Annotated in this window: 11 protein-coding genes and 1 tRNA gene; 2 read left to right on the forward strand and 10 right to left on the reverse strand. The window is 70.1% G+C overall.

The window, feature by feature from the left end; all coding sequences use genetic code 11:
* Window position 1: 1 nt before the first annotated feature.
* From QLQ86_RS03365 to QLQ86_RS03405, 9 genes are all read right to left on the reverse strand, one after another.
* Window positions 2-1216, reverse strand: coding sequence for an MFS transporter (locus QLQ86_RS03365; RefSeq protein ID WP_282815911.1), 1215 nt, complete (start codon window positions 1214-1216; stop codon window positions 2-4).
* Window positions 1217-1222: 6 nt separating this feature from the next.
* On the reverse strand, window positions 1223-2155 hold the full coding sequence (locus tag QLQ86_RS03370; protein WP_282815912.1) for a hydroxymethylglutaryl-CoA lyase: 933 nt from the start codon (window positions 2153-2155) through the stop codon (window positions 1223-1225).
* Window positions 2155-2667: a TRAP transporter small permease gene (locus QLQ86_RS03375; protein ID WP_282815913.1), complete on the reverse strand. Its 513-nt coding sequence runs from the start codon at window positions 2665-2667 to the stop codon at window positions 2155-2157. The genes QLQ86_RS03370 and QLQ86_RS03375 overlap by 1 nt, the downstream gene beginning before the upstream one ends.
* A gap of 11 nt (window positions 2668-2678) precedes the next feature.
* Window positions 2679-3725, reverse strand: coding sequence for a TRAP transporter substrate-binding protein (locus tag QLQ86_RS03380; RefSeq protein ID WP_282735472.1), 1047 nt, complete (start codon window positions 3723-3725; stop codon window positions 2679-2681).
* Window positions 3726-3822: 97 nt separating this feature from the next.
* Window positions 3823-5112, reverse strand: a complete 1290-nt coding sequence (locus tag QLQ86_RS03385; RefSeq protein WP_282735473.1) for a TRAP transporter large permease — start codon at window positions 5110-5112, stop codon at window positions 3823-3825.
* 12 nt (window positions 5113-5124) lie between these two features.
* The gene (locus tag QLQ86_RS03390; protein WP_282735474.1) at window positions 5125-6342 is read right to left on the reverse strand and encodes a CaiB/BaiF CoA transferase family protein; all 1218 of its coding nucleotides are present in this window, start codon (window positions 6340-6342) and stop codon (window positions 5125-5127) included.
* A 24-nt stretch (window positions 6343-6366) separates the two neighbouring features.
* Complete coding sequence (locus QLQ86_RS03395; protein WP_282735475.1) at window positions 6367-7086, reverse strand: GntR family transcriptional regulator; 720 nt, start codon at window positions 7084-7086, stop codon at window positions 6367-6369.
* Window positions 7087-7338: 252 nt separating this feature from the next.
* Window positions 7339-7414: transfer RNA gene (locus QLQ86_RS03400), tRNA-Thr, on the reverse strand.
* Between the two features lie 41 nt (window positions 7415-7455).
* Window positions 7456-8271: an acyl-CoA thioesterase gene (locus tag QLQ86_RS03405; protein WP_282735476.1), complete on the reverse strand. Its 816-nt coding sequence runs from the start codon at window positions 8269-8271 to the stop codon at window positions 7456-7458.
* An 84-nt stretch (window positions 8272-8355) separates the two neighbouring features.
* Between QLQ86_RS03405 and tadA the strand changes: the two genes are divergently transcribed.
* Window positions 8356-8826, forward strand: coding sequence for a tRNA adenosine(34) deaminase TadA (gene tadA, locus QLQ86_RS03410; protein WP_282735477.1), 471 nt, complete (start codon window positions 8356-8358; stop codon window positions 8824-8826).
* Between the two features lie 18 nt (window positions 8827-8844).
* Here tadA and mltF read toward each other — a convergent pair whose 3' ends face one another.
* A complete protein-coding gene (gene mltF / locus QLQ86_RS03415) occupies window positions 8845-10308 on the reverse strand; it encodes a membrane-bound lytic murein transglycosylase MltF (protein WP_282735478.1) in 1464 nt (487 codons plus the stop codon).
* Window positions 10309-10466: 158 nt separating this feature from the next.
* Here mltF and purL point away from each other — a divergent pair, with 158 nt between their 5' ends.
* A complete protein-coding gene (purL, locus tag QLQ86_RS03420; protein WP_282815914.1) occupies window positions 10467-14444 on the forward strand; it encodes a phosphoribosylformylglycinamidine synthase in 3978 nt (1325 codons plus the stop codon).
* Window positions 14445-14519 lie beyond the last annotated feature (75 nt).

A 14519-nucleotide genomic window follows, 5' to 3' on the forward strand; every position in this document is an offset into this window, starting at 1 on the left:
CCTAGCCGGCTCCGCTCTCGACCGGTAGCTGTTCGGCGGCCTCGCGCCGGGCGGCGAGGCGGGCCTGGCGGGTCAGCCACAGACCGACCAGGGCCACGCCGGCGAGCACCGCGAAGACCGGCGTGTAGCGGCCGAACAGGCCGTGCAGCGCCGTGAACAGGGGCAGGCCGAGCAGCACGCCGCCATAGGTGAAGACCAGGCAGCCGCCGGCGGCATCGGCGATGCGCTCGGCCGGCGCCAGCTGGGTGATCTCGGCCATGAAGACGCCGTTCCAGCCTAGCGACGAGAGGCTCAGCAGGCACAGCAGGCCGGTGACCAGCGGCCTGGGCCAGGCCGGCGTCATGGTGGCCACCAGCAGGGCGCCGACGGCGGTGGTGCAGGCGATCATGGCGAGGGTGGTCAGGCGGTCGCCCAGCAGGTCGCCGATCCAGCCCCAGCCGATGCGCCCGACGATCCCGACGACCTGCACGGCGGACATCACCAGCCCCGCCTCGACCAGGCCGAAGGCCAGGTCCTCCACCAGCAGCGCCACCGTGAAGGCAGAGACCGACAGCTGGATCGCCGAGAAGCAGAGGCTGAGCAGCGCCACGTGGCGCAGTGAACGCTGGTGCCAGACGACGGCGAGCCCGGCGAAGGGGGTGGCCAGCCACGGCGTGTGGGGGGCGCGCTGATCGTCCCAGCGCGGGCGGGCGAGCTGCAGGGCGGCGATGCCGGCCAGGGCGAGGCCGGTGAGCATCAGCAGCCCCGCCTGCCAGCCGATGACCAGCGCCAGGGCGGGGGCGCTGGCGCCGGCGATCACCCCGCCCAGGGGCACGCCGGACTGCTTGAGGGAGAAGATCAGCCCGCGCCGCCCGGGTGGGGTGAAGCGCACCAGCAGCAGCGAGGCCGAGGGGTTGGTCAGGCCATAGCCGAGGCCGGCCAACAGCGAGGCGACGGCGAAGCTCGGCAGGGTGGGGATGGCCAGCAGCCCGGCCCCGCCGCCCAGCAGGGCCAGCGAGAGCTGGCTGGTACGACAGGGGCCCAGGCGCCGGGTCAGGGGGCCGCCCACCAGGGAGGTCAGCATGGCGCCGGCGAAGATCAGGCTGACCTGCAGGCCCACCGTGGCCGAGGAGACGCCCAGGGCCCTGGCCACCTCGGGCGCGATGGCGGCGGGAAACAGCGCCACCAGCGAGGAGAAGGCCAGGACCAGGGTGGTGGCGAGCAGGACGACCGGCACGACGGCTCAGGCCACCCGGTCCCTGGGCACCTGCCGCAGGTGGCTGGCGGTCTGCCCCCCGGGGAGGGCGGCGATGGCATCGGCCGCCGCCAGCAGCCGCGACAGGTCGATCCCGCTGTCGACCTGGCCCCCGTTGAGGGCGTAGACGAGGTCTTCCGTGGCCGTGTTGCCGGTGGCCCCGGGGGCGAAGGGGCAGCCACCGAGGCCGGCGCAGGCGGCGTCCACCGTGGTGGCTCCGTGGTGGATGGCGAACATGGCGTTGGCCACGCCCATGCCGTAGGTGTCGTGGCCATGGAAGGCCCACGTCAGGCGCGGTCCGCGGTGTCGTGCGACCAGCTGGCGGAAGTGCTCGGCCACCCGGTAGGGCGTGGCGCGCCCGGTGGTGTCGCAGAGGGCGACCTCGAGGTGGAGGTCGCCGCAGAGGGCGCGGGCCCGTGAGAGGACGTCATCGACCTGGTGCCAGGCGATGCTGCCCTCGTAGGGACAGTCGAAGCTGGTGCCCAGGTCGAGGCGCAGGCAGGCATTGCCGTCGTGCTCGAGGAGCTCGACGATGCGGGCGAGATCCTCGAGGGATTGCGCCACGCTGCGCCGCACGTTGGCCCGGTTGTGAGACTCGGAGACCGAGACCACGAAGACCAGCTCGCGAATGCCCTGGGCCAGGGCCAGTTCCGCGCCCCTGAGGTTGGGCACCAGGGCCGAGAAGCGCATGGCGGCCCGGTCGGCGAAGGCGGCGACCAGCGCCCCGGTATCGGCCATCTGCGGGATGGCCTTGGGGCTGACGAAGGAGCCGATCTCCATGCGGGTGACGCCGGCATCGATCAGCCGCTGGATGCAGCGGATCTTCTCGTCCGTGGGCAGCGGTTCGCGGATCGACTGGAAACCGTCGCGCGGGGCGACCTCGACGATGTCCACCCGCTCGGGTGGCGACAGCAGGTTCATCAGGTTTTCTCCTCGTCGGCGGCACCGGCCAGTCGTGGCACGGCCGCCAGGGCGTCGATCAGGAACTGCAGGCCCAGGGCGGCGAAGCCGATCGGCAACAGCGCATAGGGATACACCATGGGGGTGCCCAGCGAACTGGAGACCCGCTCGCCGTACTCGAGGGCCTGCAGGGCCATGATGCCGCCGCGCCACACCAGGATGGCGCAGAAGGCGAGACCCAGCAGCCCGGTGGCCAGGTCGATGGCGCCGCGCAGGCGCCGCGGCAGCTTGTCCTTGAAGTAGGTGATGCGGATATGGGCGTCGTGGCGCTGGGCCTCGGCGGCGCCGATCACGGCCAGGTAGACCAGCAGGAAGGAGTTGATCTCCAGGCTCCAGCTGGTCGGGGCCGTGAAGACGTAGCGCATGATGGCGTCGTAGCAGATCGACGCCATCATGAACATCAGCACCGCCATCGACGTCCAGCGCAGGACGGCCAGCAGGCCGTCCCAGCTCCGCATGGCAGTCATGGTCATGGCACTCTCCCTCAGGCCTCGCCCAGGGCCAGGGCGATGGCCCGGTTGCCGACCTCCTCGCCGACCTCTTCCTTCCACATGTCCCAGACGTCCTGGACGCCGGCGTTGAAGGTCTCGAGGTCCTCCTCGGTGGGCTCGACGATCTCGACGCCGGCCTCCTCGACCTGGGGCCAGTACTCGTTGGGGTAGATGTCGTTGTTGCAGTGCTCGATGAAGTTCTCGTCGTACCAGTCGGCGGCCTTCTGCAGCACGGCACGGACGTCGTCGTCGAGGTTGTCCCAGGTGTCGCGCAGCATGAAGGGCGCCACCGAGAAGCCGGTGATCGGCAGCTTGTAGCAGACCTTGAGCTGCTCCTGGAGGCTGCGGCCGATGACCGTCGAGATGTTGAAGACCCCCGCGTCCACGGTGCCGCGCTGCAGCGCCATGTAGGTCTCCGAGGAGGGAATGCGGGTCGCGCCCACGTTGTAGGGCTCGAAGGCCTGGGTGGCCTCGAAGCCGACGATGCGCACCTTCTTGCCGCGCACCTCGTCGAGGCGGCGGATCGGGCTCGCCTCGGTGCTCCACAGGTACTCCGGCTCGAGGATGCCCCCCCCGGAGGTGAGCATGTAGAGGTTCTCCTCGGCCAGCACCTCGTTGATCAGCTCCATCAGCGGGCTGCCCTGGCGCAGGCGCTCCGGATTGCGGTAGAGCTCGCCGACCACCCCGGGCAGGCCGGTCACGCCGAGGATGGGGATCGAGCGGGTGATGTAGGAGAAGGTGTGGAACATGAAATCGATGCTGCGCGCACGCAGCGCCGGCAGCTGCTCGTCCACCTTGAGCAGCTGGCCGGAGTCGTAGAACTCCACCGACAGGGCGTCACCGCCGTTCTCCTTGAGCATCTCCACGAAGCGGTTGGAGCCGTAGGTCAGCGCCTTGTAGGAGTCGGGCAGGTAGGTGACGCCGGTCAGGGTGGTGGCGGCGTGGCTGCGGGGCGCCAGCAGGCTCTGGGTGCCGAACAGGGTGGCACCGGCGGTGGCGAAGGTGCCGTACTTCAGGACTTGGCGACGGGAAAGCGTCATGGTGAATCTCCTGCTTGTTGTTGTGATGAGTCGTTGTGATGGACCGTTGCGACGGTCGGTTGTGACGGTTCACTTCACTGACGTTGATACACCGGGGCTACATCAGCCCCGGCAACCACAGGCTGAGGCCGGGGAAGAACACGAACAGCATCAGCACGAGGAACTGCACGGCGACGAAGGGCAGGGCGCTCCGGATGATCTCTTCCACCGAGAGTTCGGGACAGACCCCGCGCAGTGCATAGAGGTTGAGCCCCACCGGCGGGGTGACCACGGCGATCTCCAGGTTGAGCACCATGACGATGCCGAACCACAGCGGATCGTAGCCCAGGGCGGTGATCAGCGGCAGCAGCACCGGGGTGGTCACCACGATCAGCGACACGGCATCGACGATCATGCCCAGCAGGATCAGCAGCAGCATCACCGCCACCAGGATCGCCCAGGCGGGCAGGCCGGTGGCGGTAAGCGCCTCGGTGAGCAGCTGCGGGACGCGTACCATGTTGAGGTAGTCGCCGAAGATCTTGGCGCAGCCGATGATCAGCAGGATGGCGCCGCTGATCCGCGCCGTGGTGGCCAGTATCTCCAGGAAGCGGCGCCAGCTGAGGCTGCGAAACACCAGGGTGGCGATCAGGAAGGCGCCGGCGGCGCCGATGCCCGCCGCCTCGCTGGGAGTGGCCAGGCCCGAGTAGATCGAGCCGAGCACCGCCACCACCAGCAGGCCGGCGTGCCAGATGTTGGCCAGGCTCGCCCAGCGCTGGCGCCAGGTGAAGTGCTCCTCGCTGGCCGGTGCCTCGGCCGGGTTCAGGCGCACGCGGATGTAGATGAACAGTGATAGGGCCAGCGCCAGCACGATGCCGGGCACGATGCCGCCGATGAATAGATCGGCCACCGAGACGCTGGAGACCGCGCCATAGATGATGAAGGGCACGCTGGGCGGGATCAGCATGGCCAGGGCACCGGCGCTGACCACGGCGCCGGCGGCCAGCGAGCGGCTGTAGCCGCGCTGAAGCATCTGCGGTACGGCGATGGAGCCCACGGCGGCGACGCCGGCGAGGCTCACCCCCGAGACCGCGCCGAACATCGCCGAGGCGCCCACCGAGGAGATCGCCAGGCTGCCGCGCAGCCAGTTGAGCCAGCGCACCGCGGCGGTGAACAGGCTCGAACCTACCGGGGTGGCGCCCAGGAAGTTTCCCATCAGGATGAACAGCGGCAGGGCGATCAGCTCGAAGGCGTTGAGCTGGCCGAAGAGCGACGAGGGCGCGAAGAAGAACGCCAGCGAGCCGCGGGCCATGTAGAGCCCGACCAGGCCGGAGAGGCCCAGGGCCAGGAAGATCGGGAAGCCGATGGTGATCAGCACGACCAGCACGACCAGGACGATGACGGGATCCATGGGGTGGCGTCCTCAGATCACGCCGTCGGCGCGCAGGGCGTCGAGGGCCTCGGGTGCCAGACCCAGCCAGCCGGTGAGCACCTGCTCGGTGTGCTCGCCCAGTGCCGGCCCCACCTCGCGGACGCGTCCCGGCGTGTCGGAGAGCCGCGGGAAGACGTTCTGCATGGGCAGCGGGCGGCCGTGGCGATCGGGCACCTCGACGATCGCCCCCCGGGCCTGGAAGTGCGGGTCATCGAGCATATCGGGCGCACGGTAGACGAGCCCCGCCGGGACGCCGGCCTCGGCCAGGATGTCGACCACCTGCTGGGCATCGTGCTCGCGCGTCCAGGCGGCGACCAGGTCATCGATGGCTGCCTGATGCTCGCCGCGGGCGCGGTGGGTGGCGTAGTCGGGGTGGTCGGCGAGGCCCGGCTGGCCCATCGCCTCGCAGAGGCGACGGAACACCGTGTCCTGGTTGGCGCCGATGATCACGTCGCGGCCATCGCGGGCCGGATAGGCGTTGGAGGGGGCGATCTTGGGCAGGAAGCTGCCGCTGCGCTCGCGCACCTTGCCGGCGCGGGCGTACTCCGGGACCAGGCTCTCCATCATCGCCAGCACCGACTCGAAGATGCTGCTGTCGACCACCTGGCCGCGACCGCTGCGGTGGCGCTGGTGCAGCGCCATCATGGTGCCCAGGGCGGCGTGCAGGCCCGCCAGGGTATCGCCCAGCGAGATGCCCACGCGCACCGGCGGGCGGTCCGGGTAGCCGCTCAGGTGGCGCAGGCCGCCCATGGCCTCGCACACCGAGGCGAAGCCGGCCCGCGAGGCGTAGGGGCCGTCCTGGCCGAAGCCGGTGACGCGCACCATCACCAGGCCGGGGTTGTGGCGGGAAAGCTCCTCGTACCCCAGCCCCCAGCGCTCCATGGTGCCGGGACGGAAGTTCTCGATGATGACATCGGCCTGGCTGGCCAGTTCGCGCAGCAGCGCCTGGCCGCGGGGTGTTCGCAGGTCCAGGGTCAGCGACTGCTTGTTGCGGCCGATGACGTTCCACCACAGCGGTTCGCCGGTGTCGCGGTCGGCCTCGCCCCACTGGCGCATGGCGTCGCCCTTGCCGGGGGGCTCGACCTTGATCACCTGGGCGCCGAAGTCGGCCAGCACCTGGCCGCAGTAGGGTCCGGCGATCAGCTGGCCCAGTTCGAGGACCTTGATGTCGCTGAGGGGCGTCGGGGATTGGGTGTCATGGGGCGTCATTGTTGTTGTGGTGCCTCTTCAGGGTCAGTGGGGGGAGGTCCCCGGCGGGGCGCCGTCGGAGACATCGGTTGACCGGACATGCAGGGCCTGGGCGGCCAGCAGGTGGGCGCGCATCACGTGCTCGGCCCACTCGGGGCTGCCGGCGACGATGGCCTCGAGGATCTCGCGGTGGTGGCGCATGCTGCGGCGCAGGTTGGTGAGGTCGTAGTTGCCGAAGTTACGGCGGATCACCGAGGTGCGCACCACGCTCTCCAGCACGCTGGCCAGGCGCTGGTTGTCGCTGGCCAGCACCAGCTCGCGGTGGAAGTCGTGGTTGAGGAGGGCGATCTCGTTGCGCACGCCGGGGTCCGTCTCGACGCGCTCGACGAGTGCCTCCATGCGTTCGGCCAGCGCCTCCAGGCGGCCCAGTCGTGCCGAGTCCATGCGCTGGCTGGCCAGGCGCACCGCCATGGGCTCGAGCACCAGGCGCAGCTCGAAGACCTCGCGGGCATCCTTCTCGGTCCAGGCGACCACCCGGGCGCCATGGTGGGGGATCGCCTCGAGCCAGCCCTCGGAGACCAGCTCGCGCAGCGCCTCGCGCACCGGGGTGCGGCTGACCTCGAGCTCGCGGGCCACGCTGGCCTCGCGGATGTAGTCGTGCGGCCGGTAGTTGCCGTCGAGGATGCGCTGCTTGATCGCCTCGTGAACCTGGGCGGTGGCCGTTCTCACGACGGGGGCGGCATCGAGGTGTCGGGTAGTGCTCACGGCAGATGTCCTGGATTGCATGCAATTTACAAGGTAGGAGAGATGCCGTGCGCCGTATCACTAGACTTTAGGCTAGAGTTGCATGCAATTCGAGGCAGCCTTGCCTGGCGGTCGGGGGGGAGAAGGGAGAAAGCCGCTCGGCGGGTGCCGAGCGGCTTTCTGGTGGCGACTGGCTGTTTGCTGCCTAGACTGACCGGAACGAAAAACGGCCACCGCGACGATTCGCCAAGTGGCCGTTTTTACTGATGTTTCTGGTGCCGCAAAGAGGAGTCGAACCTCCGACCTACGCATTACGAGTGCGTTGCTCTACCAGCTGAGCTATTGCGGCGCAGGGGCATGGTAGCGCCGCTTTTGGCACGATGCCAGGCGTCAGCGGCGCAGTCGGGTCAGTCCCTCCTGGGCGCTGGAGGCGACCAGCCGGCCCTGACGGTCGTAGATGCTGCCACGGGCGAAGCCCCGTGCCCCGCCGGCCCAGGGGCTGTCCATGTCGTAGAGCAGCCAGTCGTCGACCCTGACGTCATGATGGAACCAGAGGGCGTGGTCGAGGCTGGCGATCTGCAGCTGCGGGTCGCGAAAGTCGATGCCGTGGGGCACCAGGGCAGTGGTCAGCAGGTTGAAGTCGGAGCTGTAGGCGAGCAGGTAGCGGTGCAGCGCCTGGTCATCGGGCAGCTCGCCGACCAGGCGGAACCAGAGGCGCTTGCAGGCCGGTCGGCCCGGCTCGGCCTCGTCGCCGAGATGCAGGAACTCGATGGGGTGCCCGGGGAAGCGCTCGAGGCGGGCATCGCCGTCCGCCAGCGCCTCGGGCGGGGCGACCTCGGGCATGGCGGGCTGGTGGGCGATGCTCTGCTCCTCGCCGTGGAAGGAGGCACTGCAGAAGAAGATCGGCCGCCCCTTCTGGATGGCCGTGACCCGGCGGGTGGTGAAGCTGCCGCCATCGCGCACCGCATCGACCTGGTAGACCACCGGGCGGTGCGGGTCCCCGGGGCGCAGGAAGTAGCCGTGCAGGGAGTGGGTCCGGCGCGCCGGGTCGACGGTCTGGCTGGCCGCCGAGAGCGCCTGGCCCAGCACCTGGCCACCGAACAGCTGGGGCAGGCCGAGGTCCTGGCTGCGGCCGCGGAACAGGTTCTCCTCCAGGGCCTCCAGGGCGAGCAGGTCCACCAGGGCGTTGAGGGCGTCGGGCTTCATCGGTCTCCTCCGGGGCGATGGCGTGCCGGCCATCGGTATCATACGATCGTCTGAATACCATCCAGTCTACGGGAGTTCACGACAGTGCGCAGCGACGAGTTCTACATGCACCGGGCGCTGGATCAGGCCCGGCAGGGGCTTTCCGCCGGCGAGGTGCCGGTGGGCGCCGTGGTGGTGGACGCGGCGGGCGAGATCGTCGGTGCCGGCTTCAACGCCCCGGTAGGGGAGCACGACCCCAGCGCCCATGCCGAGATCCGTGCCCTGCGCGATGCCGGCGAGCGGCTCGGCAACTACCGGCTGGACGGCTGCACCCTCTACGTGACCCTGGAACCCTGCCTGATGTGCACCGGGGCGATCATCCATGCCCGCCTGGCGAGGCTGGTCTATGGCGCCGCCGAGCCGCGCAGCGGCATGGCGGAGTCGAAGGCCAACCTCTTCGCCCAGCCCTGGTACAACCACCGGGTGACGGTGGAGGGCGGGGTGCTGGCCGCCCGCGCCGCCCGCCTGCTGCGGGACTTCTTCGCCGCGCGCCGCGCCGGCCTCGATAACGACTGAGGCCAGGGGCACCGCCGGTCAGAGAACGGGCGGGACCTGCTCGAACAGTGCGCCCTCGTCCTCGTCGGGCAGGCGCGCATTGAGTTCGTGAAACTGCTCCTGGCTGCGGTCCATGTAGGCCAGGATCTCGTAGTAGCGACGGATATTGCGCACATAGATCACCGGCTCGCCGCCGCGGGCATAGCCGTGGCGGGTCTGGCTGTGCCACTCGCGCTCCTGGAGCAGCGGCAGCGCCTCGCGCACGTCGCGCCAGCGGTCGGGGTCGCCGCCGCGCTGCTCGGCGATCCTGCGGGCATCGTAGAGATGCCCGAGGCCAACGTTGTAGGCGGCCATGGCCATGAACAGGCGGTCGTCGCCCTGGATCGATTCCGGCAGCCGTTCGATAAGCTGGCGCAGGTAGCGGGCGCCGCCATGGATGCTCTGGGCCGGGTCGAGCCGATTGTCGACGCCGAGATCGCCGGCGGTGGCGTTGGTCAGCATCATCAGCCCGCGCACGCCGGTGGGGGAGGTGGCCCTGGGCTTCCAGTGGGACTCCTGGTAGCCCACGGCGGCCAGCAGTTTCCAGTCGAAGCGGGTGTTGCGGGCGGCCTCGCGGAACAGCTCGGTGTAGCGCGGCAGGCGCTTGCGGGCATGGGCGATGAAGGTGCGGGCGCCCACGTACTCGAGGTAATCGTCGTGGCCGAAGTAGCTGGCCACCAGGGCGTCGAGCTCGCCGTCGCGGCGCAGGTCGTCGAGGAAGCGATTGGCGGCATTGACCAGCCCCAGTCCCCGTCCGGCGGGGAAGGCCCAGGCCAGGGAGAGCGGCTTGCCGAGGGTGAAGCCATCCTCGACCTCGGGGAAGAACAGCCGGTTGAGGCGGAACTGGTGCTCGAAGATCACCGCGGCATCCAGGGTGCCCCGGGCCACCTGGCCGAGCAGCTCGGCCACCTCCAGCTCACCGGACTCCTTCCAGCTCAGCCCGGGGTGCTCCGCCTGCAGCTCGCGCAGCACCCGGTCGGTGCCGGCCCCGCGCAGGGTGCCGATCTCCAGCCCCTCCAGCTCGGCGATCGTCTCCGGGGGGGACAGGCCGCGGCGATAGACCAGCAGCGGCTGCAGCAGCATGATCGGTCGGCTGAAGAGCAGGCCTTCTCGCGTCGGGTCCAGGGGCAGGGCGGCGGCGCCCAGGTCGCCTTCCTCGCGCACGGCGTCCAGCACGCCCTGGATATGGTGGTCGGCCTCCAGGGTCAGGCTGACCCCCAGGTGGTCGGCGAAGCGCCGCATCAGTTCGTATTCGAACCCGGTGGGGCCCTGGCGTCCCTCGTAGTAGGTGGTGGGGGTATTGCGGGTGTGCACGCTGAGGAAGTCCCGCGACAGTACCTCCCCCAGGTGCGGGCCCTCGGGCGTTCCGGAACGCCCGGGCAGCAGCGCCAGCAGGAGGGCACTGCACAGGAGGGCGGCCCCGCGCCACTGGCGCCGGGCAGGGTCGGTCGGGAATGCGGGCATGTGGGCGATGTGCGGCGATGAGACCCTCAACCTTAACCAGCGCGCGGGCGGCTGTCACCTACGCCGATTTCTCGCGCCCGGCGCTTTCCAGTATCATGTGCGCTCGTTGCCGCCGGCCGCGGCCCCGAATTCTCCCCCTGTTTCAGAGGCTCCAGGATATGCTCGAACTGCGAGGCGCGCCCGCCCTATCTGCTTTCCGTCATGCCAAGCTGCTGGACGCCCTGCGCGCATCCGTTCCCGAGGTCGAGTCCCTGCACGCCGACCATGTCCATTTCGTCGACCATGACGGCGACCTGGGGGACGACGAGCGGCGCCTGCTGGAGCAGCTCCTCGACTACGGCCCCGAGCGACAGGAGGAGGGCCCCGAGCGACCGAACGAGAGCCGCGCCGCGGGCCAGCTGTTTCTGGTGGTGCCGCGCATCGGCACCCAGTCGCCGTGGTCCTCCAAGGCGACCGACATCGCCCGCAACTGCGGGCTGGCCAGGGTGCGGCGCATCGAGCGTGGTATCGCCTACCGGGTGAAGGTCGCCGGCACCCTCTCCGAGACCGCCTTCGAGCGGATCCAGGCCGCCCTGCATGACCGCATGACCGAGAGCGTGCTCGCCGACGCCTCCGACGCCGCCCGGCTCTTCGCCCACCACGAGCCGGCACCGCTGGGCAGCGTCGATGTGCTCGAAGGAGGGCGCGAGGCGCTGGTCACCGCCAATGCCGAGCTGGGCCTGGCGCTGGCCGAGGACGAGATCGACTACCTGGTCGAGGCCTTCCGCGACCTGGGCCGCAACCCGACGGACGTCGAGCTGATGATGTTCGCCCAGGCCAACTCCGAGCACTGTCGCCACAAGATCTTCAACGCCGACTGGGTGGTGGACGGCGAGGCGCAGAGTCACTCGCTGTTCCGGATGATCAAGCATACCCATGAGTGCTCGTCCGACGACATCCTCTCCGCCTACAGCGACAACGCCGCGGTGATCCGGGGGTCCGAGGCACCGCGCTTCTTCCCGACCCCGCTCACCGGCAAGGACGGTGAGCGCGCCGCCTATGGCAGTGCCCGGGAGCCGATCCAGATCCTGATGAAGGTGGAGACCCACAACCACCCGACGGCCATCGCGCCGCACCCCGGGGCGGCCACCGGCGCCGGCGGCGAGATCCGCGACGAGGGCGCCACCGGCATCGGCGGCAAGCCCAAGGCGGGCCTGACCGGCTTCACCGTCTCCAACCTGCGCATCCCCGAGTTCGTGCAGCCCTGGGAGGCGTTCGACTACGGCAAGCCCGAGCGCATCCAGTCGGCGCTTCAGATCATGCTCGAGGGCCCCATCGGCGGCGCCGCCTTCAACAACGAGTTCGGGCGCCCGAACCTCGCCGGCGTCTTTCGCACCTACGAGCAGGACGCCCTGGGGCATGACGGCATCGAACGCCGTGGCTACCACAAGCCGATCATGCTCGCCGGCGGCTACGGCAATATCCGCGACGGCCATGTCGAGAAGGGCGAGATCCCGGTCGGCGGCAAGCTGATCGTGATGGGCGGGCCGGCGATGCTGATCGGCCTGGGCGGCGGCGCGGCCTCCTCCATGGCCTCCGGGGCCTCCAGCGCCGACCTGGACTTCGCCTCGGTGCAGCGCGGCAACCCCGAGATGGAGCGCCGCGCCCAGGAGGTCATCGACCGCTGCTGGGCGCTGGGTAGCGAGAATCCCATCCGCTTCATCCACGACGTGGGCGCCGGGGGCCTCTCCAACGCCCTGCCGGAGCTGGTCAAGGATGGCGAGCGCGGCGGCCTGTTCGACCTGCGTGCCGTGCCCAACGCCGAGCCGGGCATGAGCCCGCTGGAGATCTGGTGCAACGAGGCCCAGGAGCGCTACGTGCTGGCGGTGGCCCCGGAGGACCTCGACACCTTCGAGGCGCTGTGCGAGCGCGAGCGTTGCCCCTATGCGGTGTTGGGCGAGGCGACCGAGGCGCACCACCTGGCGGTCACCGACGGCCACTTCGAGAGCCAGCCGGTCGACCTGCCGATGAGCGTGCTGTTCGGCAAGCCGCCGAAGATGCAGCGCGAGTTCCAGCGCCGGGTCAATCCACTCTCCGGGGTGATGCTCGACAACCTCGACCTGCGCGAGGCCATGGACCGCGTGCTGCGCCTGCCCGCCGTGGCCTCCAAGAGCTTCCTGATCACCATCGGCGACCGCTCCATCACCGGCCAGGTGGCCCGCGACCAGATGGTCGGCCCCTGGCAGGTGCCGGTGGCCGACGTCGCCGTGACCACGGCGAGCTTCGACACCCATGCCGGCGAGGCCATGGCCATGGGCGAGCGGCCGCCGGTAGCGCTGATCGACCCCGCGGCCAGCGCCCGCCTGGCGGTGGCCGAGGCCATCACCAACCTGGCCGCCGCGCCCATCGAGAAGCTCGGCGACATCAAGCTCTCTGCCAACTGGATGAGCGCCGCCGACCATCCGGGCGAGAACCAGGCCCTGTATGACGCCGTCCATGCGGTGGGCATGGCGCTCTGCCCGGCGCTGGGCATCGCCATCCCGGTGGGCAAGGACTCGATGTCCATGCGCACCGCCTGGCAGGAGGAGAGTGGCGCGGATGACGGGCAGGTCGAGGAGAAGAGCGTCACCTCGCCGCTGTCGCTCTCCGTGACCGGCTTCGCCCCGGTCACCGATGCCATGCGGACCCTGACCCCGCAGATCAACCTGGAGCAGGACGAGTCCGACCTGCTGCTGATCGACCTGGGCGGCGGCCGGAATCGCCTCGGCGGCTCGGCCCTGGCCCAGGTCTATGGCCAGGTGGGCAACGAGTGTCCGGACCTGGACGACCCGGAGGACCTCAAGGCGTTCTTCGCGGTGATCCAGGGGCTCAACGCCGAGGGCACGCTGCTGGCCTACCATGACCGCAGCGACGGCGGCCTGCTGGTGACCCTGCTGGAGATGGCCTTCGCCGCCCATGCGGGCCTCGAGATCAAGCTCGACTGGCTGATCGACGAGCCCGTCGACGCCTTCAACGCGCTCTTCGCCGAGGAGCTCGGGGCGGTGATCCAGGTCAACCGCCGGCACACCGAGGCGGTGCTGGCCCAGTTCGCCGCCGCCGGCATCGAGACCTGCGGCGTCATCGCCCGCCCACGCTACGACGACCAGGTGCGGGTGACCCTCTTCGAGGAGCCGCTGCTGGAGACCACCCGGCTGCTGGCCGAGCGGACCTGGGCCGAGACCAGCTATCGCCTGCAGGCGCTGCGTGACAACGCCGACTGCGCCAAGAGCGAGTTCGATGGCCTGCTCGATGGCCGCGACCCCGGGCTCTGTGCCCAGCCGACCTTCGAGGTCGACGAGGATATCGCCGCGCCCTATGTCCAGGCACCCCAGCTCAACAAGGCACGCCCGGCGGTGGCGGTGCTGCGCGAGCAGGGCGTCAACGGCCAGCTGGAGATGGCCTGGGCCTTTGATCGGGCCGGCTTCGAGGCCGTGGACGTGCACATGAGTGACATCCTGGAAGGGCGGGTCTCCCTGGAGGCGTTCAAGGGCCTGGTGGCCTGCGGCGGCTTCTCCTACGGCGACGTGCTGGGGGCCGGCGGCGGCTGGGCCAAGTCGGTGCTGTTCAACCCCCGCGCCCGGGAGCAGTTCGCGGCGTTCTTCGAGCGCGATGACAGCTTCTCCCTGGGGGTGTGCAACGGCTGCCAGATGCTCGCCCAGCTCAAGGAGCTGATCCCCGGGGCCGAGGCCTGGCCGCGCTTCGTGCGCAACGAGTCCGAGCAGTTCGAGGCCAGGGTCTCCATGGTCCAGGTCGAGCAGAGCCCGTCGATCCTGCTGGCCGGCATGGAGGGGTCGCGCCTGCCCATTGCCGTGGCCCACGGCGAGGGCCGCGCCGAGTTTCGCGACAGTGCCCACCTGCGCGGCATCCAGGGCAGCGGCCAGGTCGCCCTGCGCTATCTGGACAACCACGGCCAGGTGACCACCCGCTATCCGGCCAATCCCAACGGCTCGCCCTCCGGCATCACCGGCCTGACCACCCCCGACGGCCGGGTCACCATCATGATGCCTCACCCCGAGCGGGTGGTGCGCGCGGTGACCAACTCCTGGCGGCCTGCCGAGTGGACCCGCGACGGCGCCTGGATGCGCCTGTTCCGCAACGCACGGGTCTGGCTGGCCTGATCGCACGACGCCCATCGCAGACGACGGAAGGCGGCCCGAGGGCCGCCTTCCGTCGTCTCGGGAGCGCCTCGCCGG

The organism is Halomonas rhizosphaerae (genome assembly GCF_030012485.1).
In the GTDB taxonomy this organism is placed as follows: Bacteria; Pseudomonadota; Gammaproteobacteria; order Pseudomonadales; family Halomonadaceae; genus Halomonas; species Halomonas rhizosphaerae.